24 protein-coding genes and 1 tRNA gene are annotated in these 26871 nt (G+C 60.9%); 10 read left to right on the top strand and 15 right to left on the bottom strand.

The genetic code is table 11. The features are described from left to right. Window positions 1–58 precede the first annotated feature (58 nt). The 5 genes from ACMVY4_RS06850 to ACMVY4_RS06830 all read right to left on the bottom strand — a co-directional run bounded on the left by ACMVY4_RS06850 (window position 59) and on the right by ACMVY4_RS06830 (window position 8358). Window positions 59–1741 (bottom strand): calcium-binding protein, encoded by a 1683-nt coding sequence (locus ACMVY4_RS06850; RefSeq protein WP_416899428.1) that lies wholly within the window; start codon window positions 1739–1741, stop codon window positions 59–61. A gap of 231 nt (window positions 1742–1972) precedes the next feature. Next, window positions 1973–2809 carry an LLM class F420-dependent oxidoreductase gene (locus ACMVY4_RS06845; protein ID WP_416899427.1) on the bottom strand — a complete coding sequence of 279 codons (837 nt, stop codon included), beginning with the start codon at window positions 2807–2809 and terminating at the stop codon, window positions 1973–1975. A 120-nt stretch (window positions 2810–2929) separates the two neighbouring features. Then, window positions 2930–3805, bottom strand: a complete 876-nt coding sequence (locus tag ACMVY4_RS06840; RefSeq protein ID WP_416899426.1) for an SDR family NAD(P)-dependent oxidoreductase — start codon at window positions 3803–3805, stop codon at window positions 2930–2932. Between the two features lie 81 nt (window positions 3806–3886). After that, window positions 3887–5695 carry a hypothetical protein gene (locus ACMVY4_RS06835; protein ID WP_416899425.1) on the bottom strand — a complete coding sequence of 603 codons (1809 nt, stop codon included), beginning with the start codon at window positions 5693–5695 and terminating at the stop codon, window positions 3887–3889. Between the two features lie 215 nt (window positions 5696–5910). Beyond that, complete coding sequence (locus tag ACMVY4_RS06830; RefSeq protein ID WP_416899424.1) at window positions 5911–8358, bottom strand: GcvT family protein; 2448 nt, start codon at window positions 8356–8358, stop codon at window positions 5911–5913. A gap of 146 nt (window positions 8359–8504) precedes the next feature. On the opposite strand from ACMVY4_RS06830, the gene ACMVY4_RS06825 reads away from it, so the two are divergent. From ACMVY4_RS06825 to ACMVY4_RS06780, 10 genes are all read left to right on the top strand, one after another. Further along, complete coding sequence (locus ACMVY4_RS06825; RefSeq protein WP_416899423.1) at window positions 8505–9059, top strand: hypothetical protein; 555 nt, start codon at window positions 8505–8507, stop codon at window positions 9057–9059. Beyond that, window positions 9056–9679 (top strand): trypsin-like serine peptidase, encoded by a 624-nt coding sequence (locus ACMVY4_RS06820; protein WP_416899422.1) that lies wholly within the window; start codon window positions 9056–9058, stop codon window positions 9677–9679. Before ACMVY4_RS06825 ends, ACMVY4_RS06820 begins: the two co-directional genes overlap by 4 nt. 208 nt (window positions 9680–9887) lie before the next feature. Then, window positions 9888–11081: a tyrosine-type recombinase/integrase gene (locus ACMVY4_RS06815; RefSeq protein ID WP_416899421.1), complete on the top strand. Its 1194-nt coding sequence runs from the start codon at window positions 9888–9890 to the stop codon at window positions 11079–11081. Continuing rightward, a complete protein-coding gene (locus ACMVY4_RS06810; RefSeq protein ID WP_416899420.1) occupies window positions 11074–11544 on the top strand; it encodes a hypothetical protein in 471 nt (156 codons plus the stop codon). Before ACMVY4_RS06815 ends, ACMVY4_RS06810 begins: the two co-directional genes overlap by 8 nt. 79 nt (window positions 11545–11623) lie before the next feature. After that, on the top strand, window positions 11624–11908 hold the full coding sequence (locus ACMVY4_RS06805; RefSeq protein WP_416900270.1) for a helix-turn-helix transcriptional regulator: 285 nt from the start codon (window positions 11624–11626) through the stop codon (window positions 11906–11908). 212 nt (window positions 11909–12120) lie between these two features. Beyond that, window positions 12121–12711 carry a hypothetical protein gene (locus ACMVY4_RS06800; protein ID WP_416899419.1) on the top strand — a complete coding sequence of 197 codons (591 nt, stop codon included), beginning with the start codon at window positions 12121–12123 and terminating at the stop codon, window positions 12709–12711. Between the two features lie 286 nt (window positions 12712–12997). Beyond that, complete coding sequence (locus tag ACMVY4_RS06795) at window positions 12998–13204, top strand: helix-turn-helix transcriptional regulator (RefSeq protein WP_416899418.1); 207 nt, start codon at window positions 12998–13000, stop codon at window positions 13202–13204. A 128-nt stretch (window positions 13205–13332) separates the two neighbouring features. Next, complete coding sequence (locus ACMVY4_RS06790) at window positions 13333–14271, top strand: DNA-primase RepB domain-containing protein (RefSeq protein WP_416899417.1); 939 nt, start codon at window positions 13333–13335, stop codon at window positions 14269–14271. A 363-nt stretch (window positions 14272–14634) separates the two neighbouring features. After that, complete coding sequence (locus ACMVY4_RS06785; protein ID WP_416899416.1) at window positions 14635–15867, top strand: hypothetical protein; 1233 nt, start codon at window positions 14635–14637, stop codon at window positions 15865–15867. Window positions 15868–16048: 181 nt separating this feature from the next. Continuing rightward, the gene (locus tag ACMVY4_RS06780) at window positions 16049–17221 is read left to right on the top strand and encodes a reverse transcriptase family protein (protein ID WP_416899415.1); all 1173 of its coding nucleotides are present in this window, start codon (window positions 16049–16051) and stop codon (window positions 17219–17221) included. A gap of 100 nt (window positions 17222–17321) precedes the next feature. On the opposite strand, the gene ACMVY4_RS06775 is transcribed toward ACMVY4_RS06780, so the two are convergent. The 10 genes from ACMVY4_RS06775 to ACMVY4_RS06730 form a co-directional block, all read right to left on the bottom strand. After that, a complete protein-coding gene (locus ACMVY4_RS06775; protein WP_416899414.1) occupies window positions 17322–17768 on the bottom strand; it encodes a HEPN domain-containing protein in 447 nt (148 codons plus the stop codon). After that, window positions 17650–18867: a hypothetical protein gene (locus ACMVY4_RS06770; RefSeq protein WP_416899413.1), complete on the bottom strand. Its 1218-nt coding sequence runs from the start codon at window positions 18865–18867 to the stop codon at window positions 17650–17652. Before ACMVY4_RS06770 ends, ACMVY4_RS06775 begins: the two co-directional genes overlap by 119 nt. A 21-nt stretch (window positions 18868–18888) precedes the next feature. After that, window positions 18889–22731 carry a hypothetical protein gene (locus ACMVY4_RS06765; protein ID WP_416899412.1) on the bottom strand — a complete coding sequence of 1281 codons (3843 nt, stop codon included), beginning with the start codon at window positions 22729–22731 and terminating at the stop codon, window positions 18889–18891. Window positions 22732–22750: 19 nt separating this feature from the next. Next, window positions 22751–23119, bottom strand: coding sequence for a hypothetical protein (locus tag ACMVY4_RS06760; RefSeq protein WP_416899411.1), 369 nt, complete (start codon window positions 23117–23119; stop codon window positions 22751–22753). 497 nt (window positions 23120–23616) lie between these two features. Beyond that, window positions 23617–23693: transfer RNA gene (locus ACMVY4_RS06755), tRNA-Met, on the bottom strand. Window positions 23694–23759: 66 nt separating this feature from the next. Continuing rightward, window positions 23760–25004, bottom strand: coding sequence for a pyridoxal phosphate-dependent decarboxylase family protein (locus ACMVY4_RS06750; protein WP_416899410.1), 1245 nt, complete (start codon window positions 25002–25004; stop codon window positions 23760–23762). Between the two features lie 78 nt (window positions 25005–25082). Further along, complete coding sequence (locus tag ACMVY4_RS06745) at window positions 25083–25406, bottom strand: hypothetical protein (RefSeq protein WP_416899409.1); 324 nt, start codon at window positions 25404–25406, stop codon at window positions 25083–25085. Window positions 25407–25555: 149 nt separating this feature from the next. After that, window positions 25556–25939 carry a c-type cytochrome gene (locus tag ACMVY4_RS06740; RefSeq protein WP_416899408.1) on the bottom strand — a complete coding sequence of 128 codons (384 nt, stop codon included), beginning with the start codon at window positions 25937–25939 and terminating at the stop codon, window positions 25556–25558. Between the two features lie 68 nt (window positions 25940–26007). Next, window positions 26008–26370 (bottom strand): hypothetical protein, encoded by a 363-nt coding sequence (locus ACMVY4_RS06735; RefSeq protein WP_416899407.1) that lies wholly within the window; start codon window positions 26368–26370, stop codon window positions 26008–26010. Window positions 26371–26454: 84 nt separating this feature from the next. Beyond that, a complete protein-coding gene (locus tag ACMVY4_RS06730) occupies window positions 26455–26841 on the bottom strand; it encodes a c-type cytochrome (protein ID WP_416899406.1) in 387 nt (128 codons plus the stop codon). Between the last annotated feature and the right edge of the window lie 30 nt (window positions 26842–26871).

Raw genomic sequence — 26871 nt, 5'->3', positions numbered from 1 at the left:
GTCGCCGCCGCCCAGCAGGTCTTCCCAGGCGGAGTTGCCCGGACCGGCACTGTCGACCTCATGGTCGATGCCATCGGGATTGAGCGCGGGATTGGAGAAGAAGACGGTGCCCCGGCCATAGGCGGAATCCAGCACGCGCCAGCCCGAGACCGCCTGCCAGTTGCCGCTGCCGTCCTGCCGGAAGCTGACGGCATCGCCGTCGTCGAGATGCCGGTTGTGGTCGTCGCCGTCGGGAATCAGGAAGAAGCCGAGCGACGACGCGCCCTGCAGATCGTCGGCATCGAGCGTGACTTGACGGTCCTGCCCGCCGCAACGGCTCACATCCTCGAACAGGATCCTGGCTGCTGATCGGGTTGCCGTCGGCGTCGGCCAGGTAGTAGCCGAAAGTGTTGTCGAAGCCGGCATTGCTGCCGATGACATCGACGCTGAAGATCACCGTGTCCAGACCGCTGATGTCGTACGTGCCGTCAGCGTCCCGCTGCAGTTCGGCAGGTCCGGCGATCGTGTCGGAGCCCGGACCGTCGCCGCGGATGACGTCATTGTCCTTGCTGCCGAAGATCAGGTCGTTGCCGGCCCCGCCGGTCAGCGTGTCGTCGCCCTTGCCCGCATAGATCCGGTCGTTGCCCGCGCCGGCATCGACCACGTCGTTGCCATCGTCCGCCAGCAGCCAGTCGTCGCCATCGCCGCCGCCTATGGTGTCGTCGTCATCGCCGCCATAGACGACGTCGTTGCCGCCGCCGCCCTCGACCACGTCGTTGCCGTCGCCGCCATAGATGTATTCGTCACCGTCGTCGCCCCGGACCGTGTCCGCGCCGTCGCCGCCGAACATGTAGTCGTCGCCGCCCTCGCCGGAGACCGAATCGTCGCCGTCGCCGCCGAAGATGGTGTCGCGGTCGGCGCCGCCCGAAATGGTGTCCTCGCCGTCGCCGCCATAGATCCGGTCGCGCCCCGCGCCGCCGTCGATGACGTCATTGCCGTCGTCGCCGCCCATGTAGTCGTCGCCGTCGCCGGCCAGCAGGCTGTCTGCGCCGCGGCCGCCAAACATGGTGTCGTCGCCCGACCCGCCATCGACCAGGTCTTCGCCGTCGCCGCCATAGACGCGGTCGCGTCCTTCGCCGCCGTCCAGGGAATCGTCGCCGTCATCGCCGGAGAGGACATCATTGTCGCCGCCGCCGCTCAGGCTGTCGTCGCCCTCGCCGCCATAGATGGTGTCGTTGTGGTCGCCGCCATCGGCCGTGTCATTGCCGTCGCCCGCATAGACGCGGTCATAGCCGGAGCCGCCGTAGATCAGGTCGGTCCCGTCACCGCCCGAGATCCAGTCATTGCCGTCGCCGCCACGAATCGTGTCATTGCCCGCGCCGCCATAGATCTGGTCATTGCCGCCGCCGGCATCGACTTCATCATCGCCGTCGCCCGCATCGATGGTGTCGTTGTGCCGTCCGCCGGTGACGGTGTCGTTGCCGTCGCCCGCCTCGACCCGGTCGTTGCCATGGCCGCCGTCGATACTGTCGTCGCCGTCGCCGCCATAGAGCCGGTCATTGCCGTCGTCGCCCAGCAGGACGTCGTCGCCATCCCCGCCGAAGAGCTTGTCATTGCCACGATTGCCGAGAATGGTGTCGTTGCCGTCGCCGCCATACAGCTCGTCGCTGCGGTAGCCGCCAACAAGGGAGTTGTCGCCATCCGTTCCGTTCTGACGATCATCATCGTCATCACGCCAGCGACCAAAAAACCATCTGCCCATGACCGTGGCCCCTCAACAACAGGAACCCCGATCCCCCGCTAATGCGATTAGCACTGACGCCGCGGAAATTAAACCCTTGTTAAGGATTGACTTCTCGTCGAAGTAGTATCCTTTCGGGTTAATCAAGACGTCAGCCTGACGCCAACGTCAGCATTTCTGCGGTCCCGGAAATTCAGGTGGTAGGATGATGTTTCAGCAACCAGCCAGAAAAAATTTTGTTGCAGATTTGCGTCATTCGATGAAGCGAGCGTATTGATCAAGCAACGGAAGCACTTCATCGCGCCCCTTGTCCGGGACATCGAACAATACGCGATCGATACCGGCGGCCGCGTAGGCCTTCAACGCCTCGGCATCCGGCGGCGCCCGGAAGACGGTGACCGGCAGTTCCGCCGGATTTCGGCCGGCCGCCTCCGCCGCCCGCTTCAGACGCGCCATTCCTTCGGCCGGATCGAAGGCGTAGTTCGCCCGCGGGAACCAGCCGTCGCCATATTCGACCACACGCTTCAGCGTATGGTCCGTCTCACCGCCCAGCAGCACCGGCGGGTGCGGGCGCTGGGCCGGCTTGGGGCTGACGATCAACCGGTCGTAGTCCAGGAACTCGCCCTTGAAGCTGGCCTCCTCCTCGGTCCACATCGCCTTCATCGCCTTGATCTTTTCCGACATCTCGCGGAAGCGGCTGGCGTGGACGACGCCGTGGTTCTCCATCTCCTCGACGTTCCAGCCGGCGCCGACCGCGAACTCGAAGCGGCCGCCTGAAAGCAGATCCAGGCTGGCGATGGCCTTGGCGGTCACGATGGCGTCGCGCTGCGGCAGCAGGCAGATGCCCGTGCCCAGCCGGAGCTTCGACGTTGCCGCCGCCGCAAAGCTGAGCCCGACGAAGGGATCGTGGGTGTGATAGTAGCGGTCGGGCAGGTCGCCGCCGCCGGGAAAGGGGGTGCGGCGGCTGGCCGGAATGTGCGTGTGTTCGCAGACGAACAGGCTTTCCAGCCCCCGCGCTTCCATCTCGCGCGCCAGTTCGGCGATGTCGATGGCGTAGTGTGTCGGAAAGAAGAATGCGCCGACCTTCATGACTGTTCTCCACTGTTCTTGACGTTCACAGCCTTTGCAAGCCGAGGGACGTTCCGGGTCCAGAAGGGAAAACGGGCAGATCGATGTCCGGAAACCCCTCGTCTGACGTGTGCGGAAATTCTACTTGGAGTTGTTCACATCGCGGACGTCGGACTTGTCGCCGGTCGTGCCCCGGTTGAGCCCGGCCTTCTTCTTGAACATGGCGTCCTGACCGAAGCCCCAGAAGTTCGGGGCGGCCGCCAGCGCGCCGCCGTCGACGACCAGCGTGTGGCCGGTCACGAACTGGCTGTCGCCCGAGGCGAGGAAGACCGCCGCGCCGGCGATATCCGATCCTTCGCCCAGCACAGGCCAGGGCGTCTTGTCCTGCGCCAGCGCCTCCATCTCCGCCGCGCGTCCCGAATGCAGCAGCGGCGTGCGGATGGCGCCCGGCGCGATCGAGTTGATGCGGATACGGTCCTGCGCCAGTTCGGCCGCCGTCGCGCGGGTGAGGTTGGCCACGGCGGCCTTGGCGGCGGAATAGGCCGTCGGCCCGGCGCCGCCGGACAGCCCCGCGATGGAGGCGGTGTTGATGATCGAGCCGCCGTCGCCCTGCCGCTTCATCTGCCGGACGCCGTGCTTGATGCCCAGGAAGACGCCCCGGACCAGAACATCAAAGGTGTAATCCCACTCCTCGACCGTGGTGTCGGTAATGGGGCCGAACGCGCCGCCGACACCGGCATTGTTGAACATGATGTCCAGGCGCCCGAACCGCTCCACGGCCAGGGCGACCAGGGCCTCCACATCAGTCTCCTCCGAGACATCGCCGCGGGCGAAGGCGATCTTGTCGCCGAAGCCGGCGTCACCCGCCTCCTTCACCGCCGATTCGCCGTTCGACATGTTGAGATCGCCGATCACGACCGACGCCCCCTCTTCCAGAAAGCGCATCGCCGTTGCGCGTCCCATGCCCGAAGCGCCACCGGTAATCGCCGCGACCTTGCCGTCGAGTCTGCCCGCCATCCTGAGTCTCCCCTGTCTCTCTCCCGGCCGGCAGTCTAGACGGGCCGGACCGGCGCACGGAAGGGCGGAGAGCGCATGCGGCTATCGCGCGTGGGGATCGGTCAGCAGATCGACGCCCTTCTGCGTCAGTGTCATCTCCGCGGTGACGAATCCCTCGTCCTTCAGCACCTGCACCACCTCGGGCGACGGAAAGGCGCCGGGATCGATGTTCAGGCCGACCCAGGCTTCCTTGGGCAGTTCGGAGGACAGAACCTGGCCGAGCAGGAAGCGGAAGAAATAGTGCTCCCCGATGGTCGTCGATTTCGGCAGCCGCGTGCCCAGATCGGATATCAGCGAGACGTAACCGCCGAACAGGAAGCCGACCACGACGGCTGCGGCCACCAGCCCCAGCGCCTCGGTCCAGAAGACGCTTTCGGGGTCGGCGATGGCGTGCAGTTCCGATCTGTGCACGATCATCTGGATCATCACCGCGACCAGTCCGCTGCCGAAGGCGCCCGCCAGCCCGGCGACGAAGGAATGCCGCGCCGCGCGCAGCCGGTCGAAGGTTCTCGGCGTGTTGTCCAGCGAATAGGCGGCGATGAAGCAGATCACCGCCGGCACGGCCGACCAGGGCGCCAGACGGACCATCTGAGCCCAGGTGCCGGCGTCGTCGAAGACGCGGTACTCGGCCAGGATGAAGAAGCCGATCAGCGAGATCAGCAACCCGACCAGGGCGGCCAGCACGTAGTGCTGCAGATGGTCGCTGCGCTCGTGCCCGTCATAGCCAAGCGGCCACTCGTCAACCGCGGCCACCTTCAGCATGTAGGTCGAGACCACGGGGATCGACACGATCAGCACGGTGCCGAGCACGCTCTTGGCCGCGGCGATCGCCGGCGGCGACTGGATCTCGGCGCCCCGCCAGACCGCGAAGACCAGAAACAGTGCGAAGAACAGCACCACCAGGATGAGGATGTTGGTCACGAAGGCATGGCCGATCTGGTAGCGGAACTCGCGGTAGATCTGGATCGGCACGCCGTCCAGCACGATGCTGCGGATCGTCCGCGAAAAGCGGCGGGAGGCCGTGACAGTGGCGCTGACATAGAGCTGCGAGGCGTTGCGGAACAGCGCATCGACGATCCGGTCCGCGGCATCGCCATGAAAGCGCCTGTCCTGGTTGCGCAGGTTCTCGGCGATGATCCGCTCGACATAGTCCAGCTGGGCGCGCGTCTGCGAATACCCGGACTCCGGATCGTGCACGAAGCGGTCATAGGCCCGGCTGCTGTTCGCGCGGCGCTCGATCGTGTTCAGCAGGAAGCAGGCGTAGAGGAACTTGTAGGCGGTCGAATCTGGCGGCGCCGACCCGTCGCCCGCCTCGACGAAGCGGCTGGCCCGCTGCGCAAGCGCGATCTCGTGTTCGGTGAAGGTCTTCGGGAAGGCGCGGATGGAATTGATCATCATCCGCGCGCGCCGCGGGATCGAGGCACTCTCGTGGAACATGTTCCGCACCGTCGACAGCACGCGCCGCAGCTGCGGGATGCGGTCGACACCGCCGAAGATGACCAGCGCGGCAAGCAGCTGCGGGAAGGTCTTCACCCAGACGTTCTGTTCCAGGTCGGCAAGGCTGCCGTCGGGCAGCAGCGCCGCGTCGAGCACCATCTGGATGATGAAGTAGAGCGCCCAGACATAGCAGAAGAACAGCAGGAACCAGGTCCAGTACTGCCGCGACGGCGCCGCGAAGCGGGGATAGATCGGCTGCGTCGCCAGCGCGAGTTCCAGCGGTTCATGCGGGGCGCCGCGCTGCTCGGACGTCGAGTAGGGCGAGCTGTCGAAATATTTCTTGGAAAACCAGAACAGGTAGATCGCGGTCAGGACCCACCCGACAAGAACCTCGATCCGGTCGTCGCCCGTCACGGCGAACCTCCCAACCGGGGCCTCTGAAATCCGATCCTTCCCTCACCCGCGCGCAGGCTAGAGCGGAACAGCATTTGATTGAAACATCAAATGCTGTTCCAAGACTGGTAAAGGCCTGCGCGAGTTGCGAAACCCGTGTTTGATCGGGATTCGATCAAACACGGGTTTCGCTTTAGACCAGCGTCCCGGCTACGGCAAACAGGCAATTGGTTCAGCTACATGCGGACCCGGGCAGCCTGCGGATCATACATCGGCTTCAGCGAGGCCCCGGCGCGGAAGCGTTCGCCCGCGATCTCGATCTGGTAGTCCGACGCCAGCACGTCGGAAGCCGCCTCGCCTTCGCAGGGGACATAGCCAAGGCCGACAGCGCCGCCGAGGTGATGGCCGTAATTGCCGGAGGTCAGCTGACCGACGATCCGGCCGTCCCGGAGGATCGGCTCGTTGTGATAGAGCAGCGGTTCCGGATCGGACAGGCGGAGCTGGACCAGGCAGCGCTTCAGGCCCTCGTCGCGCTTCCGCAGCACCGCGTCGCGTCCGATGAAGTCGCCCTTCTCCGTCTTCACCGCAAAGCCCAGCCCGGCCTCCAGCACATGATCCTCGTCGGTGATGTCGTGGCCGAAATGGCGGAAGGCCTTCTCGATGCGGCAGGAATCCAGCACATGCATGCCGCAGAGTTTCAGCCCGTGCGCTGCGCCTGCGTCCTCGATCGCCTCGAAGACATGCGCAGCCATGTCGGCGGAGACGTATATCTCCCAGCCGAGTTCGCCGACATAGGTGACCCGGTGGGCGCGGGCGAGACCGTGACCGATCTCGATTTCCCGCATCCAGCCGAAGGGATGGGCGTCATTGGAGAAATCGTTCGGCGAGCAGCCCTGCAGCACCTCGCGCGATTTCGGCCCCATCACGGCGAAGACCGCTTCGCCCGCCGTCACGTCCGTGATCACCGCGTTCATCTCGCCCGCATGGCGGCGGAGCCAGGCGAGGTCGCGTTGCAGCGTCGCCGCCGGCACCACCAGCAGGAAGGCGGTCTCCGACAGCCGCGTCACCGTCAGGTCGCTCTCGATCCCGCCACGCGCATTGAGCATCTGCGTGTAGGTGATCCGGCCCGCCTCGGTGTCCATCCTGTTGCCGCAGAGCCGTTCCAGCAGCGCCAGCGCATCGCGGCCCTCGACCCGGATCTTGCCGAAGGAGGACATGTCGAACAGGCCGGCGCCCTCTCGCACCGCAATATGCTCGGCGCGGGCATTGTCGAACCAGTTCTGCCGCTTCCAGGAATAGCGGTAGTTGCGGTCCTGCCCGTCCGCAGCGAACCAGTTGGCGCGTTCCCAGCCCGCCGTCTCACCGAACACCGCGCCACGCGCCTTCAGATACTCATGCACAGGCGAGCGCCGGACCCCACGCGCGGTCTCGGGCTGGCGATAAGGGAAATGGTCCGCATAGAGCAGGCCCAGGGTCTCCGAGACCCGTTCCTTCAGATAGGCGCGGTTCGACTGGAACGGCTGCGCTCGGCGGATATCGACTTCCCAGAGATCGAAAGGCGGCTCGCCGTCGTTCAGCCACTGCGCCAGCGCGAAGCCCGCGCCGCCGGACGAGACGATGCCAATGGAGTTGTAGCCCGCCGCAACCCAGTAGCCGCCGAGCTCCGGCGCCTCGCCCAGATAGTAGCGGTCGTCGGGGGTGAAGCTCTCCGGGCCGTTGAAGAAGGTGTGGATGCCCGCGTCGGCCATCAGCGGCATCCGGTGCACGGCCTGCTCCAGGATCGGCTCGAAATGGGCGAAATCCTCCGGCAGCTGGTCGAAGCAGAAATCCGCCGGGATGCCGTCCATCCCCCAGGGCTTGGCCTTCGGCTCGAAGGCGCCGAGCATCATCTTGCCGGCGTCCTCCTTGTAGTAGGCGCATTCGTCCGGCATCCGCAGCACCGGCAGCCGGCCCAGCCCCTCGACCGGCTCGGTGACCAGATAGAAGTGCTCGCAGGCATGCAGCGGGATCGAGACGCCGGACATGCGGCCCAGTTCCCGCGCCCACATGCCGGCGCAGTTGATGACGATGTCGGTGTCGATGCGGCCCTCTTCGCCATCGTCGCCCGCCCAGGAAACCCCGGCGACGCGGCCCTTCGCCCGATGCACGTCGGTGACCCGGATGCCCTCGCGGACCGCTACCCCGTTCTGGCGCGCGCCCTTCGCCAGTGCCATGGCGATGTTGGCGGGGTCGCACTGGCCGTCATGGGGCAGGTGCACCGCGGCGGCGACGCCATCGGTGTTGAGATGCGGATAGATCGCTTTCAGTTCGGCGGGCGAGATCTCGTGGACCTCGACACCGAAGGCCCGGGCCATGGAAGCCTGCCGCAGGATCTCCTCGCGCCGTTCGGCGGTGAGCGCCACGGTCAGCGAGCCGTTCTGGCGCATGCCGGTGGCGATGCCGGTCTCGGCCTCCAGCTTCGTGTAGAGATCGGCGGAATACTTCGCCAGCCGGGTCATGTTCTGCGAGGCCCGCAGCTGTCCGATCAGACCGGCCGCATGCCAGGTGGTGCCGCATGTCAGCTGCTTCCGCTCCAGCAGGACGACATCGTCCCAACCCAGCCTGCCGAGATGATAGGCGACCGAGCAGCCGGATACCCCGCCGCCGATGATCACCGCCCGCGCCTTCTCCGGAATGCCGTTCACGCCGCCTCTCCCCGCTCGAATGGCCGCAGCGTGCACGATGCGCTGGCTGCCGCAAGACCGTCGTACCTGGGCACCCCTTGCACAGCGCAGGACTTCTTTTAGAAGTACCGTGCGATACGGCGCACAACCAGCGGATCACGGGACACATGCCACCGGACGGAAAAAGGGAAATCAACTGGCAGTTCAGCAGTTGCCCGCTGGAGTCCGATCCGTCGCGCTTCGGCCCGTTCCGTGACATCGTCGAACTCTGGGCCGCGCGGCGGCCCGAGGATGGCGGCCTGCCGTCGCGGCGCGGCATCGACTTCTACGACCTCAAGGGCTGGCACGGCCGCATCGCCATCGCGAAGATCGAGCGCGCCCCCTTCGATGTCCGCTTCGTGCTCTGGGGCACGACGCTGACGGCCTGGTGGGGCGCCGACTACACCAACGAACTGCTGGGCGCGAACGCGCTGTACCCGGATCTCTGGAAGAAGACCGAGTACCCCTACTTCGCCCGCATGTGCCGAACCCCCTTCATCGGCGTCGTCGGCGGCTATCTGGATCAGCACAACAAGCCCCACAACAAGGTGATCGGCCTCGACCTGCCGATGGGGGACGGGCGGCAGGTCACCCACGTGCTGATGCCCCATGTGAAGGTGGACCTCGATCAGGACATCGCCGACGTCCTGCCCGACTGCCCGCCGCGGACCATGTTCGATTGAGCCGGCGCAGGGTCCGGATTGCCGTTGCCGGGCTGCTGCTGACCCTCGCCGTGTCCTCAGGCGCTGCGCCCGCACTGGCTGCGGACCCGTCCATCGGCCGGATCAATCACGCCGGCTACAAGGGCCGGGCCCACTGCACGGGCTTCGTCGCCCGGGGCGGCCATGTGATCACGGCGGCCCACTGCATGCCGGACCGCCAGCGCTCGGTGCATTTCCTCGCCGGCTACGACCGTGCGCGGTATCTGTGGCACCTGGAATCGCCGAGGTCGGACTGGCGGCAGGTCGAAGGCCTCGATATCGCCATCCTCTGCAGCGGCGCGCCCGGCTTTCCCGCACTCTCCATTGCCGATGCGCCGCCGGAGCCCGGCGAGACGGTGATGGTCGAAGGCTACGCGACGCCGCGCTCGCATGTCCTGCAGACACGGCGCTGCGAGGTGGTCGGCACTGACAGCCGTGGACGGATGGAAATCGGTTGCCGCATGCCGCCTGGCATGTCCGGTGCGCCGGTGCTGATCGGAGAAGGCGACGGCCGCAGCGTCGTCGGCGTGGTCTCGAGCACCGGAACTGCGACCGCCATCGTGCACGGGATCACGCCGCGATCACCTGCAGCGTGCGACTAGCACCGTCATTCCGGAAAAGGTTGGTAGCGGGAGAGGGACTTGAACCCCCGACACGCGGATTATGATGGCGTTTCCCCTGAGTTCCGCCAACTTCCGCTTCATTCCAATATTCTGAAATAATACAATAATTTTAGATTGGAGCTTTGCCAAGGTTCCGCACTATGCCAGAATTCTGGTGACTTACTGGTGACTTTTGGAGCCTCGCGAAATGGAACCAACCCGGCTCGGCGAACGCGCCATTGAGCGCATGAGCTACCAGGGCAGCAATGGCACTCGTGATGTCCGATGGGATACTGAGGTGCGCGGCTTTGGCGTGCGTATCTATCCGAGCGGCGGCAAAGCCTACGTCCTGACATATCGCAACGCATCGAACCGCAAGAAGCTGATGACGCTTGGCAAGGTCGGCGAACTCAAGCTGCGAGCCGCGCGTGATCTGGCGCGCGAACGATTGTCCGATGTACGGCACGGCCACGATCCGCTTGGCGACAAACAAGCCATGCGCCGTGAAGCGACATTCAACGAACTCGCCGACCAGTATCTTGAGTACGAAAGGGTGCGCGGCAAACGCAGTCTCAAGGACGATCGGCAGCGCCTTCGCGACCATATCCGCCCCGTGATTGGCGGAAGGCGTCTGGCGGAAATCACCCATCGCGACCTGCTCAGAATGCAGACAAGGATCGCGTCCGCGACCTCCAACGGAACGGCGAACAGGTGCACGGCGCTCGCGCGGCGAATGCTTAACGTCGCGGTTGAATGGGGGATGCTGGAGACATCGCCCGCAGCCAAGCTCAAGCAGCTCCCCGAGAGCAAACCGCGCGACATCTTTCTGTCAGCTGACGAATTGAAGGCGATCGTCCGGTCATGTGACGAGGACGAGAACCTCTATGCGGCGGCGCTGTTCAAAATGGCGATGCTGACCGGTCGGCGTATCGGTGAACTGAAATCGCTGCGATGGGATCAGGTGGATCTCGACAACGGCATGCTCACGATCCATGAGACAAAGGTGGGTGAAGTACAGCGCGTCTACCTGAATGAACCGGCGCACAAGGTGTTGTCGTCGCTCCCCCGCGTTGAGGGGAACCCGTATGTCATTGTCGGTCGAGTGCCTGGACAACCGCTCAATGCGTACCGGAAGTGCTGGGATCGCATTGTCAAACGCGCAGGGTTGAAGCCGTTCCCGCCGCACGGTCTGCGGCACAGCTTCGCGTCGCAGTTGGTCGTCGGCGGCACGCCGCTCGAAACAGTCGGCGAATTGCTCGGGCACAAGAGCCCTCTCACGACGCGCAAGTACACGCACTTCCGTTCACAGCATCTGCGACAAGCGGCGAATGCGTTCGGAGAACTACTTGAAGCCGAAACAACGCTATCTGACGAGCCGAAAGCAGCGAACGCTGATGGCTGAGAACACAGCCCCTTGGGGAAAGGGGGAGAAGCCGACACCCGAGGCGATCGAGGCGGCGATACGTGTCCGCTACCCGACACTCATTAACGACGAGCGTCCGGTGATCAAAGAGCAAATCGCCTACGACGACGGCAGCGGTTTCGCAAAGGATGAGGAGCAGCGCGGCCCGGATCGCGCTGACTGGAGCCGCGATTTTGTCGTCGACGTTCTCCGATACGCTGAGGCAAACAAATGTTCGCGCAACGCGGCGATCGAGGCGATGCACGAGGAATATTGCAAACGCGGGAACCACAAGGACCTGCCCTCACGCAAGCGCATCTTCAACCGCTATCACGGCCAAATGCGTATTCATAATTTCTGCCTCGCAGTGATGAACAACGACATCAAGCGTGCAGTGCGTGAAGCGATGCAATCACAAACCGTGCGCAATCTCTTCCTGCTTGAAGTCCGCAGGAAGCTCTAAAACCTGTCACTATTTGCGGCAGGCAGGCTGAGCCATCTTCCGGTCACCAAAGGAATCCAGAACCAAGGTGATCAAGAAGATGGAACCTCAAAGCCAAGATGCCTCTCAGAAGCCCGTCGAACAGTCCTCAGAGGTCGGTGAGCTTCGACCGCTACCCGAAGACCCGACGGCCCTGATCCCGGCTGCCTGCCTGCCTCAGCACCTCGGCATTGCCCTCCAGACCCTCGCGCGATGGCGCCATGAGGGATACGGTCCAGCCTACGTGAAGTTGGGGCGGCGGGTTTTCTATCGCTCTGGAGATATACGGCGGTGGATTAACGAAAGGGCAGTAGATCGAATGGATCTCACAGCCTCTGGAGGTTGAGCCCATATATATATACGTGGGGCACGCACGCTAACAAACTGAAAAATAATACATTTTCGGACCGTGCGATATCCTGGAAATCAGACAATTGGCTTCATGACGGACAAAGAATTGTTCAGCGTACAGGACAATCGATCCACCCCTGAAGGCGGAATTGTCCACTATGGCAGACAATCCCGGGACGAGCCACGCCTGCAGGGCAAAGAAAAAACATGGCTCGCACACCAAAAGGTCAATTCTCCGAACTCATTGAGGTTGATGATCTTCGTGACAACCCAAATCGAGCGGAAAAAGCAGTCGATGATGATGTCGGTGTATCGGTCTGGTCAAAGAAACAAGGGCGAAATGCGACCTACTATCGGCAGGTGCATGAACTTCTAGACGACAAGATCGACGAAGCTGAAGTGTATGCGAAGAAAGCCAGACTAGGCTTTAACCCTGGGATCGCATACCGGCTGACTAAATTCACGGAGAAGGCAATTGCTGAGCCCCACAAGGATATCGAGGGCTATCAAAGACATCGAGAGGGAAAGACACTTATGGAGCTGAAGAACCCAGGCTGTCGTGTTTGGCTCACTCAGGCAGAGTTATGTGAAAAGCTTAAGTGTTCGCGATCCGCACTTACAGACACGCTGAGAGCAATGAAAGCCGTCGACCTGATTGTAAATTGGGGCGAAGGCTGGATCGAGTTCGATTGTCTCTGTGTTTGGCGCGGAAAAATCGAATTGAAGATGGCCTACTCGCGTGTACAGAAGGTGCATCAGAGTAAGAGGTGCGTCGTCGTCGGAGGGTCCAATGGTTAGGGCCACTGGTTACTCGACAGCCGCTGCGTTTGCGAGTGCATGTCTAACAATTACGAACGACGCTGAAGATCGTGTCCCTTCGAGCGGGCTCTGGCATCAGTATCGGCGCTTTTGCGTGGATGCTGGCTTGCCGATAGGTTCGCGTTCGGAGCTATCGAACGCACTGATAGCGATCGGCGCGAGGCGCATCAAATCAACTGGCCGCATCTACTATGCGTGCATGCGCTGGCGCTGGAGCGGCGAGGCCAGACCGAGTGACGCGAGCCTTACTGCCAAGCTACTCCGAGTGACGGAGAACCTATTCGAAATCCGGACGCTCTCGATAAGCGATTTCTGCCGCGCCTATGGGCTGAGCCGGAACACCTACTACCGGATGGAGCGCCAAGGACGCGGACCCAGGACGATGCAGATTGGCAAGGCGAAACGCATCCACGTCGACGCGGCGGAAGAATGGGCGCGGCGTGTTGAACGCGAGCCGATCACGTTCCACTAGCAAAGCGATGACGCTCTGTTGGGAGGGCCAGGTACACGCGCATCCCTCCAATCACCTTCGCAAACCCAGCAAAAAGGCCCTGTCCACGAGTGTTGGGGCACTTCCCCGAACTCCAGGAGGACGAGAATTTGAGCGACTTCCCCCCTGACGTCATGGCGCGGTTCATGACCAATCGTGCGATCGAGCAGACCACGGTTGCCTTGTTAGATCGGCAATACATCGTCCGCCTCGTTCATCGAGAGGGATGGTCACCGGAGAATCCGACCATTTCTCGTCACTACACGGTGTGCGACCTTCGCAAACCCGGCACAACGAAGTACCTGCGCTACATGAACTGGCAGGGATACCATGTCTTCTTCCGGCCAGAGCACCCCGGATATGTTCGTGTGGACGACCTTTGCGAAGATGTCATCGACAGAATGCGCGCCGATGAGATCGACCCATGCGCGGTCATCGAGACCAGTGAAGGCCTGTTTCACGCGTGGATACGGCTCATGCGGTGGCGCTCAACTGTGATCACGCCCGCCGAAAACGGAGCGGCAGCGCGGTTGCTCGCCGAACGGTACGGTGGCGACATGGGCGCTAGTGGGGCAATGCAGGTCGGTCGGTTGCCAGGATTTCGGAATGTCAAAGGCTGCCACGAGGACCGGAACGGCGGCTTTCCGCTTGTACGCCTTCGATCGAAATCCGGGGGGCGTGCCGCCGAATGCATTCTGAAAGACGCGCGGCAAAATCTATCTCGCTCGTCGACTATGGAGGCCCACGGAACGGCCCAATTTCTGCCTGAGCAGCAAACATTTATTTCATTGGAAATGCGCGAGCCCGAGGCCGCGGCTATCTACCGAGAGACCGTCAAAGACCTTGTCTCTCGGTTCCCCAATCTGCCGGTAACTGACAGAAGCCGCGTCAACTACGCGGTAGCAGGAACTCTGACCCGCAGAGGATACCAAGTCCCAGAGGTTGTCGCAGTTATTGCAGCTGGATCTGATAAGGCGTTGGAGAGGGGCGCGAAGTATGTTGAACGCACTGTTGAGGCTGCTCGCAAGAAGCTCGGATTAGACCTCTAGTGGATTGATCCGGACAGAAGTGCCCGATTTCCGATTCTCGATTGAGCTCGACTAAGGTCTGCTGCGAGGCCTTCGGCATAGCTTCACATGTTGTCACTTCCGGCCCGGAGCCGACTTTCGACAGCATTCTCGGCCATCGCAGTGCGACGCGTGTAAGCGACCTCTACCGCACGAGCGAAACACTCTGAATGGCCCCACTGAAATGCGCAGCATTCGCATTGCGTTCTGAGTTGGCTTACAGTTGGTATTAGGGACAGCCATCAGGACTAAAGCGCGTGGTGCAACTTAGTATAGACAGTACCCCGAACAAGACCCGATCGGTGAGGTGCCACTTCGAGTTTTTGCCGTTGCGAGGACGATTCAGTGAATAACGCCATCCTCAGGCATAATTGCGCGCAGGCTTGGCTCGCGCAGTTCGAGGAGGGCGACCGTAGCGCGGCTGAAAAGCTTCTGGCGTTAGTCACACTTATCTCAAGTGACGAATTTCGGTCCGGGCTCACTGCGCTTCTCGAGGATCGTCTTGAAGCCGGCCCACAACCCATCGCACTCTACAATGAGGTAGAGCGACGTCATTGGAAAGGCGTCCCCAACCGGCTCTTCAAAGAGCCCCGCCGGAAGATCAAGCGCGCTTGCGGACGGTCGGGTCCTTCACTCATGCCACGCCAACGAAGCATTGATGAGGAGGTGGGCAGCGAAGGTGTCGTCGCGAATATCCTCACGCAGTTCCAGCGAAACCGAAAGCAACGGATCTCGCTGAGTCCGGGGCCAGACATAATTCGCGAGCGACATATTCGACGCTTTGTGCTCGTGACTGATTTCATTGGCTCTGGGAAGAGGGCATGTAGCTTCCTTGACGCGGCTTGGCGCGTGCGATCAGTGCGAAGCTGGTGGTCGCGTCGGGCGCGCAGCGGCTGGAGCTTCGAGGTCGTCGCCTTCGCGGGCCTGCCGTCCGGGATCGCTGAGGTCCGACGCCACCGATGCCAGCCCCGTGTCACAGTCCGCGTGATTGCCCCAACCATTCGCTCCACGTTCCTGCCAAGCGAGGCCCGGATTCTCGAAGATCTCTGCCATCGCTACCCAACAGGTGTTGTCAGCCCCCTTGGATATGACGACGGCGCGGCCCTTATTGCCTTCGCGCATTCGATGCCAAACAATGCGCCTGCAGTCTTTTGGAGCCAAGCAAAGGGCTGGCGAGCGCTTTTTCCTGCTCGTACGACTACGGGAACCGAGACTCCATTTGAAGCCGGTTTAGATGCGGCGGCGATCCAGGAGCGGCTAGGCGCGGCAAGCGGGCTCATATCTTATGCTAAGGGTGAGGCACACATCTCGATCGAGGTAATCGTGCTTTCCGCACTACGGCGATCCCCACGCAGCGTCGACGCGATTTCCGGGAGACTCGGCTTGGATAGGGCGAAGGTCAACGCGGTGCTCAATGAGCTCCGAAAGCTCGAATGGATATCCGAAAGCAACCAGATAACCGAGCGCGGGAGGCTGGTCCTCAAGCGCCTCCAGGATGCCGGCGAGCCGAAATTGCTTCCCCGATCAGATCCAGGCCTTTACTTTCCCAAATCGCTGAGAGCGCTGCGCAATGTCTAGTGGCTGCCGATCCTTAGGTTGGCACCGATGGGCCTGCGGGCTCAGGGCGACCGACTACGGTCCGCTCACGATCAAGCTTGCGCTTGATGATAACCTCGATGAAGGCGCGCGACCTCACGGTCGCCGCATCGCACGCCTCGCTCGCACCTTCATCGAGATCACCCTAACGGGTGACAAGTAGATGGTCGCTTGGCGTTCTCAGCACTTTCTCGATGAGGGCCGACGAGCGGGGATCGACCAGGAGATCCTTAACCGCGCTGTCGAGATCGCCGAACATACCTTGAGAGTGCCTGCGCCCGGTGAACCGATCCTGACCCTAGGCCACCTTGCGCATATGACGGGCGTTGATCACGACTACCTCCGCGCGACTATATCGCGCGCTGGCGAGGACCCGTATCGCGAGTTCACCATCCGCAAGCGTTCGCTCCCTGGTCAGCCTCCGAGACTCCGCTACATCGCAGTACCCGAGCCGCTGCTTATGACAACGCAGAGTTGGATCGCGTCTGAGATCTTACGTCGAGCTCCGTGCCACAAGGCCAGCGTCGCCTATGCGCCGGGAAGCAGACTGGCAACCGCGGCGGCGCGGCATTGTAAAGCCAAGTGGCTCGTCAAGATCGATGTGCGGGAGTTTTTCGAATCGATCACCGAAATCGACGCCTATCGCGTCTTCTTGCAGCGAGGCTATCAGCCGCTTGTTTCGCTCGAGCTTGCGCGACTCTGCACACGGCTCAGGCTTAAGCATCGTAGCTCGACCGCTTGGCTCCCGGCGCGACGACGAGTGGAGTGGCGGTGGAAACGGACGAAGGGGGGGATCGACAATTGTGATCAGCGCCTATTGGGTGTGCTGCCACAAGGTGCACCAACGAGCCCAATGCTTGCCAATCTTGCGGCATGGCGTCTCGACGAAACGGTCCAAGAAATCTCAGATACCTTCGGGGTCCGGTACACTCGATATGCCGATGATCTCACCTTCTCCAGCCCGCGCAAGGAGTTCGGCCGAGCGAGATGTATTCAGCTGATTGGGCGGATCTATCAGGCGCTCGGCGAGCGCGGTCTTGCGCCCAACACAGCAAAAACGGTGCTCGCACCGCCCGGCTCACGGAAGATGGTGCTAGGCCTTCTGGTCGACGGCGCTCGTCCCCGACTGTCGAAGGCGTTTCGCAACAAGCTTAGAATGCACCTACACTTCATCACACGCCCGGACGTAGGTCCTGCGCGCCATGCCGAGCAGCGTGGATTCACCTCGATTGAAGGGCTGCGTCAACATCTCCTCGGTCTCACGGCCTTCGCCACCCAAATCGATCCAGCCTACGGCGCTGAATGCCAAAAGAAGCTAAGATCAGCGCCATGGTGATCCTGTTTCTGTTTGTATCAATCAGTACTCAGTGCTCGAGCATAATCTGAATTTCTAACGGAAATGGAAGAACTGGCCGTCAATGGAATTTGCCCCAAAGCTATGGCTGCCCATCGTTGTCAACAGAGCCTAGTAGTTCCTTTAGGCGGCGAAGATTGTTTTGGTAGCTGAACAGGTATCGCTTGAATGGGTGAGTCAGCGTCGAACGCTCCCTAACCCAATGAGTGCAATCCCAGCCAAGGTCGATCAGATCTGATACTGCGAACACAAACTCGAGCGTGTCTGTCAGAAACGCAAATGTCTCGAATTCATGGCGATAGTCGAAACGGGCCTCACCGCCATGAACGAAATGATTTCGCATTTTCACTGCTTCCACACATGGCAGATCCAGGCTGGGCAATTTTTCGGCGGCGGCAGCGCCAACTCCCTCAGACCGATGCAACACCTTCTTTGTCAGAGACGCTCTGCCAACCCTGCCCAGATTGGAAAGGACCGAGTTCGCGCTCAGCAGACTGGGGCAAGCTCTTGATAAGGCGTTTGCACTCATCGACCGCCGACACCAGCTCTTTCGACAAGCTGGAATCTGGAGGACAAAGATCATCCGGAAGGATGTCGAACATGTTCGCAGCGCTCACCAGCCGGTCAACGCTGTAGTTTTCATAGAATCCGTTGGCAAAACGATTGCGTGCTTCGGAAAGCCTGTCCGCGCTATTCGTCCAAGCCGATACAACTTGGCAAAACTCGTTCAATCGACGCTCGGGGTCCAGGAGCACTTCCGGCACTGAGGCTGCCTCCTCATCGCTCAACTGACGATCATTGCAACCACTCCAATGAAAGTCAGCCCAGTCAAGCAGACCTTGTTCTGCGCCCCTTGATGATGGCAGCGGTTCTAGCCCCAACTGGATCCACTTGTAGGCCTGCCTCTGACCGAGACACAGCTCGAACAGACTGTGCAGCGTCCGTATCGGCTCTAGTACATCCGTAAGGCGGCATGGCTGCTCAAACTCAAGCTCTACGACTACTTCATTCGAAAAACCTACTCCGCGTATACTTCCAGAATCTGAAGTTGTCAGATTCAGAAGCCGGACTACGCCCCATAAGATGGGTACTTCGCAAATTTCAAATTTGCCACTATAATAGGCTAAACTTGGATGCGGCCCCATCACCTGATTATATTTGGGATTTTCCCACCGATTTTTATCGGCAATCTCCTGCCTTTTCTGGTACTCATCTTGGAGAATCCGTTCGACGGCGTCCCTCGACACGATCAAGTTGCGGAACATTTCAAGTCCCGTAAATAGATTGAACAAGCTTTCAAAGTGATAACGCGCCGCGTGGATGCATCTAGGCTCAGCTTCTATATACCTGCCTGATACAACGGCAAAATTCGGATAATAATGATGCCTTATTGTTCCGTCTTCGCGGCCTCCATTGCGCCTGTAACCCAGATATATACAGTTATGTAATGAACAAAGGCGGCCATCATCAAGTTTCCCGAGAATCGTTTCTAGGTTGCGCTCATAAGAATACGACTCGCCTTCGGCCACTACAGAAAACGAATTCTCCGATCCCGAAAGACTTAGATATCCAGCCCCTGGTAAGTTCTCCGGAATGAAAACACCACTATATTGCGAAAACTTTTTCAATTTATAGCACCTCGCAAATCGTCATTCGAAAGATTCCTCTGTTCTCGGCCAGAGGTCTGCTTCCCAATTGCGGCTCGCTTCGATCTCACTCCGAAACTCCGGCAATTTGCGCTTCGCCCACTCAGCGACGACTGGATGGTCGTGATCGGTGAGCGTTTCGAGAAGTGGCAATCGGCTAGTCAGCTTGTCGGTCAGCGAACCCGACCAGGATGTCGGACGAAAGGATTCGTAGATTTCTCCAAGACAAGTTGCCAGATTTGGCGATGCGGCCACCAATTCGCTGAATACATCTCGCCATTCGTACAACCGATTTTCATTGTTTAGTTGAAACAGCTTTGCAGCTCTGCATACTGCAAGCCAACGGGTTTTGGGTGCTAATGAACACCATGCCACCACCGATGCTGTGTCAATCGCTTCAACTGGATTCTCGCAGTGTCGCAGGTCGCTCAACAAGAAACTGTCGAGGCGCCTACGATCCTCTGGATCAGGCTCCAGGAATGCATCCATAAAGGCGCTGGGTTGGTTCTTTGCCAATTCGCAGAGGAGCTGATCGATGTCATGGAGATATAATTTTCCTGCACCGATCAAGCCCGCGATCTTTTTACAAATTTGCTTCGCAGAAGGTTCGGCGGTCTGCCCAGCCCTAAGACATTTCCGAGCAATCTCCTTAAGGGCGTGGTCATCTATCTGTCGATTGCCTCGAGATCCAGCCTCGAGATCATAGCTGCAGAGAAATACTCTGCAAAATTCCATCAGCTTACCCTCCTCTGGGAGAGTGGCTAGTGGCCGTTTGAATAACCTCATTTTGAGAATACTTTTGATAGTCCCATCGCTGTTTTCGCGATTTCCAAGGCACGTTAGCAATTCGACCAGTTCGTCATCACTGAGCCCCGCATGACTCTGACCATAGGCTAAGATCTCATATTGTTCTGTTGCGGCGACACCATGATCTATCGAGGTCAGCAGCCGACGATACGCGGTTGCATTGAGCGCAATTGCGCACTGAAGGTTGGGAAACACCGGTCCAAGGAGATCGTCTTGAACCGCCTCCTCCAAGAGCTTGTTACACAATTTAGGCGACTTTCGGTTCAAACCAATTAAGAAGCCGTAGAAGACCCCCAAATTCCAATCGCCACTCGCCAGTGAGGCGGCTGCGGCATGGAGGCGTCGCCACAACGCCTCCGGATCCTTTGCGTCTTCGGCAAGTCCTTCCCCTACAAAGCCGATACGATTCCCGCCAGGCGATACCAATTCCATCAACAGGTCATTAAACGCCTCTCCGTCCTCTGCGAGCTCTCGTCCTATCCGCCGAGTGATCTCCTCGACTGTCTGAATCTGCTCTGATAGATCGCGCTCCTCGATGTCATCGCTGCCATCAAGATGGTCCAGGCCGTAGCTGCGATCTTGCAAAGCGTAGGCGCGCGCTCTTTCCACGAGCGATGATGGTCGGAGCTGGCGTTCAAGGGATTCAAGCTGTGTCCATTGACCTTTCGATTTCGAGCCGGACTTTGGCGCGTCAAAGTAGATAGTCTCTTTGACAGCGATCCAGCCCTCGACCCATTTGGTCTGCCCCTGAACCTCCGCGAGTGTATCGCTCAGTTCCGCCTGAACTCCTCCACGATGCCAAAGGCCCCGAAACCGTTGTCGAAGTACGTCTCTCGCCCGAACCCCTAGTTTGCCCGGTCTCAACGCCAATCCCTTTAACGCATCAAGGTGTCGTCGATACCATTCACATTGCTCCGCCCAACTCTTGGGCCTGTAGCCATAGTCCCTTGGTCGAGCGCCGAACTGATAGTCCTCGCCCGAGCTGAACCGTGTAGCTTCCAAGGCAGCATCCAAGGCTTCAATCGCGAGTTCCGCTGATGGCTCATCATCCTTTCGCAACAGATCGTTGATAACGGAAATGCGCTGATCGAGAGTTGCATGTGTGCCAGAGAGATGAATAGGAAACAGCGAAATCAGCCTTTCCGTTGCGGAATTCCGGATCTCATCATCATTCGAATTCAGGGCGAAACCTTGGAGCTGAGCACAACACCGCTCGAACAATTTCGGATCATGCGCGATCAGTTTTAGCGTCCGAACACATGCAGTTTGTGCCGAGTTGTCTGCTTGATAGATAGTTTGATTACCGTCCTTTGTAGATCTCTCTATCGCTTCAAGCGCCGTCTCTGGCGCAATTGGTGCAAGGTTTTTAAACATTGCAATGCCGAATGCATTGAGCATCCCAACATCTCCAACCCATCCTTCCTTGCGCAACCAGTCCGCCGCGATGTCACCCACAATCGGATTGTCGTGAAGGAAGGCAAGCCGTCGCGTGAATGACTTGATCAAACGCTCAGAACCGCTTCCTAGAATTCCGCCCACAATCTTGGTCTTGGGCAGTCGCTTCAGAGCATTTGACGCAAGGCGGTTCGCAAGCGCGTGAGGCAGAACCGCTCGCCACCTAGACCGGCTTTGAACTAATTTGCGATCACGCAGTATTGTGACATGACCGAACATGTCATCGGCGGATTCAGTAACAATGTTTCCAAGGTGTGCAAGTTCGGATGATGAAGGATCCGTGTCTTCTCCATCGAAAGAATACGCGAGCGAAAGAGCTTCTGCAGCCCGAAGAAGTCGTTGGTCGTTGTCATGTCGTTGTACGAACAGGCGTTCGAGAAGCGTCTCGTCACGCAAGCCAGAAAGGGTTTCACCGACTTCCACTGTTTCTGCGAGAGCAATAGCCACTCGCGCATTGCCACCAGAGAACTCCGCTATGGTCTGGGCATCGACTGCTGTGATGTGGTCGAAGTGATTGCGGATCAGACGCTCGGTCAGTTCGAGACTGGCGGGCTCCATGAGGTAAACGCCAGTCTTGGTTGGAAGATCATCACGAACGTCATACTCAACGGTCAGAAGACTGACGCAGGAATCATCCTTGATGACAGCTTCTCGCAAGGATGCATGCAACTCAGGAGGGCAGTTGTCCACGATGACGATGCCTGGTTCATCCAGGGCGTTGAGGTTCTCAATAAGCGCCTTCGGCGGCGGTTGGGGATCATCTGCAACGTCACAGTAGTAGGCACGGTTCTTCGGCAACGCACTGGAGCCAACACGCTCGTCGAACAGCGCTTGCACCAAACGGGTCTTGCCAACACCAGAAAGCCCTGCGAGCCGGAGACAAACGCCTACTGATCGAAGGGCTTCTCTAAGCTCATTAATCCCGCTTACCGCATCGACGGGTTGGTCAGAGGGCCTGCGTCCGTTCGAGATTCGCAGCTCCTCGTCGGCCAGATACACCTCCTCGACTCCACCAGGCGCATTGGCCCAGTTTCCATACGGATGCCAACCGATAAGTGGCCTGCCGACACGTTCGCGAACCCACAAAACCATTGAGGGGTGCTGGCGAACCCAGGTCGCAATCTGACCACGATCGAGAAACTGCAGTTCTACCAATCCATTCGGATCGTCCTGAGACATAGCGTCTCGCATCGCCTTCTGTCGTCGTCGAAGCATCGCGTTGCTCGTATTCGCTCCCGACGAAGCGATCAGATAGCAACCACCAACAGCGACCAAGTTTGCGATGTCTTCTCGAAGAGAGCCGCCAGGCTTCATTTCTTCTTTTGCTTTCGCAGGTGCCAAGTCTGGCTTCTTTACCTGAATACCCACGACTGAACGTTGCAAGAGCACGCTGCCAGGCACTCCCGCTTCCGTCCGTACAACAACATCAAATCCGCCATCAGCCGCATTCTGATTGCCTCCCCAAGTGACCGCCTTTGAGTCCAGCCCAGCCTCTCGGCACTCAGCCTCGCAAAGCAATCCGACGAGTTCACGAAGGAGCTTGTCATCCAGTTGAGCGATGTCGTCACCGGTTATGTCGAACACTGAAACTCGCCCCCTTTTCTCACAACTTCACTTGAGCCTGACCATACCAAGTCCCCTTGCTCTTGCTGTGTTGGGCAAAGCGGTGTGTGGCGACGAGGCATTGCAGGTGTTTTTTGACCGTGCTCCGGTTCGCGCCGGTCAGTTGGACGATGTCGAAGGTCGTCAGGCGGCCGTGTTGTGTGGCGAGGGTCAGGACCTCCTGCGAGAGCGGCCGGATGCTCGCGGCCGTGATGTGCTCGCGTTCCAACTTGGCCTCCAGGCTGCGCTTTTGCTGCCGAAGGCTTCGTAGGAAAAATGTCAGCCAGCCCTGCCAGTCGGGATTGTCAGTGTGCATGGTGGTCTGGAATTGCAGGAGCGCCAAGTAGTAGCCTTCCTTGCTTCGCTCCATGACGTTCTCAAGCGAGGAAAAGAGAACGAATGGAGATGCGAATTTAGTCCTACGTTGACAGCCTTGCCCTCCATACCAACGGCTAACGCAATGCGGGTCTATCCACTCTGCGCTGCAAGTATGCATTTCAGGTGCGCAGGCGGCAAGAACGCTCAGAACTTGTCAGAGTTGCTCACAGCCTTCCCCCTCTCCCCAGGGGGCTGTGTTCCACGTTCCGCGAGCCGTCCGCTGCGCTACTGTGTTGCGTCCGACGTCACGGCACCCGCCCCCGCCTGCATATCGCCCCCTGTTTTGGATTTGGCGGGGGGATAGGGGGGCGGCTCTCGCGCCCCCAGGGGCATCCGATGAGCTTCCGGCCCTTGATCAGGGTAAGTGGTTGAATGGGGGGAAGGTTTCGGTTCAGCGGCGACATCCCGAAGTCATGGCGCGCTGGTGACTTATTGGTGACTTGCCAAAGATTGGCAGCCACCAAGCTGACCGTAACTCATTGAAAAAGTTGGTAGCGGGAGAGGGACTTGAACCCCCGACACGCGGATTATGATTCCGCTGCTCTAACCAGCTGAGCTACCCCGCCGCCGAGCGCGCGATATAGGGGCTGGAATGCAGGCCTGTCAAGCGGCTTGGGCCGCTCTTATCCAGCCTAGTAGACAGCCTTCGCCGCCGACGCGCCGCCTTCCCGCCGGACCGCTTCGGCGGCAGCGCCGAGATCGGCCAGGTAATCCTGCCGCGCGGGCGCGTGGAACATCGACAGCATCAGGTGCATGCCCCGGGGATTCTGGGTCCGGCCGGGCAGCCAGCCGCCCTTGGCCATGCGGTCGGCGACGGCGAAGATATCCACGTCCCGCGCGCCGAAATTGAGGATGGTCAGGTCCGGTTCCGCGAACATGTGGAAGCCCTGCAGCGCCTCGATTCCCTCGCGCCAGGCGCGGGCGTTGGCCAGCAGGTCGCGGGCGATGGCGCGGTAACCGTCATGCCCCAGATGGTTCAGCACCGCCCAGGCTGCCGCCACCGCCCCGCCCGGCCGGGTACCGGCGATGGTGTGGGTGACGAAGCGGCCATTGGCCCAGACATCCAGATCGAAGGCCGCCCGCGCCATGTCCTCGGCGTCGCGGAAAAACAGGGTCGAGGCCGGCTTGGGGCAGAAGCCGTACTTGTGCAGGTCGGCCGAGATCGAACGCACGCCCTCCACGGCAAAGTCGAAATCGGGCAGCGGCTCGCCATTCGCCTTCGCGAAGGGGATCAGATAACCGCCGACGCAGGCGTCGACATGCAGCCATAGCCCCCGGTCCCGTGCGACTTCGGCGACGGCAGCGACCGGATCGATGACGCCGAAGGGGAAGCAGGGCGCCGAGGCGACGGTCATCATCGTCCGGTCGTCGGCCGCCTCGGCGATGGCCGCCGGGTCGGCCCGGCGGTCGCCGGCCAGACGCACGCGGCGCACCTCGATCTCCATCGACCGCGCCGCCTTGTCGAAGGCGGGATGGGCGCTCTCCGGCATGACAATGTTGAGCTGCTCGCCGATCTTCGAGCCGCTGGCGCGGTGGGCGTCGCGCGCCGCCTTGACGGCCATGAAGATGCTCTCGGAACCGCCGGTGGTCATGTGCCCGTCGGCGCCGCCGGGCGCGTGGAAGAGGTCGAGACCCATCTCGATCACCTCCCGCTCCATGCCGCCAATGGACAGGAAGGCGCGCTTTCCGCCCAGCGCGTTCTCGGTGAAGAAGGCGTTGAAGGCGGCCTTGCCGATCTCGGCGGCGCTCTCCGAGCCCTTGAAGACGTAGAGCGGCGTTCGCCCGTTGCGCCAGTCGATATCGCCGGCGGTCCGGCTGTCCATTTCGTTCAGCAGCGCATCCGCCGCCCTGCCGGTCTCCGGAAATGCCGTCCGCACCGTCGTTCCTCCCCTGCCGCGCCGGTCTTCAGCCGGCCGGCGCCGATTGTGGACGGCGCGGCGCGGGAAGGAAACCGGTCAGTCGGTGAAGGTCCAGCTGCCCAGATCGCAGAGGTCGGCGCCGTATTCCTCGAAGGTGCCGCCGTCGGCAAAGACGGCGCGGATGTCGTACTCGCAATGATCGCGGCCGTCCTCGATGGCGACCTCGACCTCGTTGCCGGCGGGCAGCACATAGCCGACCGGGATGAGGTTGTCGGACCAGGTGCCCGCGCTGGGCGGCGACACATGGAACTCGACGATGTCCGCAGAACTCTCGTTGATCAGCAGGAAGTACATGTCCTCGGCGGCTGCGCCGGTGCTGACAAGCGACGCCAGACCAAGGGCGGCGATCAGTTTCTTCATTCCCATGTCCTCGAAATCGGCCCCCTGCAGCGACCGCCGCTGCAGCCGGAACCGGGTGTCCCCGGGCAGATTAGGCGGCCAGCGCCTCGGCGTTTGCAAGCGGGAAAACGCGGGCGCAACCGAAGCGGGAATGGCCCGCGCCGCCTCGCCTAGCGGACAGGCAGGGTCTTCAGATAGGCGAACAGATCGTCGCGGAGCGACTTCCGTTTCACACCCTTGAACGGCATCACCGTACCCGGCGCGTATCCCCTCGGGTCGCGGATGAAATCGTGGAGGTTTTCCTCTGTCCAGACGACGCCCCGCGTCTTCAGGTCCTTCAGCGCGTCCGAATATTCGAAGCCCGGCAGCGCCCCGGCAGGACGCCCGATGACGCCGCCCAGATCCGGCGCGGCCATGGTGCGGTTGGGCAGGGGATCGTGGCAGTAGCTGCACGCCTCGTAGATCTCCCGGCCCTTCTCCGGATCGCCGTCCGCGGCGGCGGCCTGCGGCAGCACGGCCAGGCCGAGGCTGCAGACGATGGCCAGATGTCTCATGCGGTCTCCCCTCGCTTGCACGTTCCACCCAGCATGGGAACACCACTCACCCACGGCATTGATCGAGGTCAAGCCACCGGCCCGCCGCGCCCCCGGTGCGCCTTGAACGCCCGGATGGCCTGAACGACGGCGTACATCGCCAGCGTGGCGGCCGAGACATAGACCCAGACGGTGCCGAAGCGGGTCAGCCCGTGCGGTTCGCTGCTGCAGATGATGACGCTGGACTGTTCGGCGCAGAAGCCGGAGAAATCGGCCAGCGCGAAACCCTGCGCTGCAATCGCCGTCGCCGCGGCAATGGCGCCGAAAACGATGAAGCGGTTGCCGAAGAGATTGGCGACCTGGATCAGCGCGAGCACGCTGTAGCTGATGAAGAAGCAGCCGAGCAGCGCCATGTCGATGGCGCTGAAATGCGATGCGCCGCCTTCATCCATCTCTTTGTTCCGCCTCGCTCCAGGGCCCCCCCGGACGGCATTGGAGCACACGGGGCGCTGCGGCGCCCGCCTTCGTTCAGCGGGTCATTCCTTTTCCGGCAGCGTCCTGATGAAGGCGATGATGTCGTCGCGATGGCTGGACCGCTTCAGTCCTTCGAACACCATGATCGAGCCGGGGATGTATCCGCGGGGATCGCGCAGGAAATCGCGCAGGTTCTGCTCCGTCCAGATCATGCCTTCCGCCTTCTTCTCGTTGAAGGCGTCCGAATATTCATAGCCGGGGAAGACTCCGACAGGCCTGCCGATGATGCCGTTCAGCTTCGGCGCCGCCAGCGGATCGCCGGGGATCGGCATGTGGCACTGCTTGCAGAAGCGCATGAAGATCTCCTCGCCCGTCTGCGGGTCGCCGTCATCGGCCAGCGCCGGCAGGCTGAGGAAGACCAGCGAGAGTGCAAGGGCGAAGGAGCGCATCAGTCATTACCTTGGAATTGTTCCAGATTG

Origin of the sequence: Minwuia sp. (genome assembly GCF_048007105.1) — a bacterium.
Taxonomy (GTDB): Bacteria; Pseudomonadota; Alphaproteobacteria; order Minwuiales; family Minwuiaceae; genus Minwuia.
The sequence above is the reverse complement of the archived record's forward strand: the minus strand, read 5'-3'. Positions and strand labels throughout refer to the sequence as shown.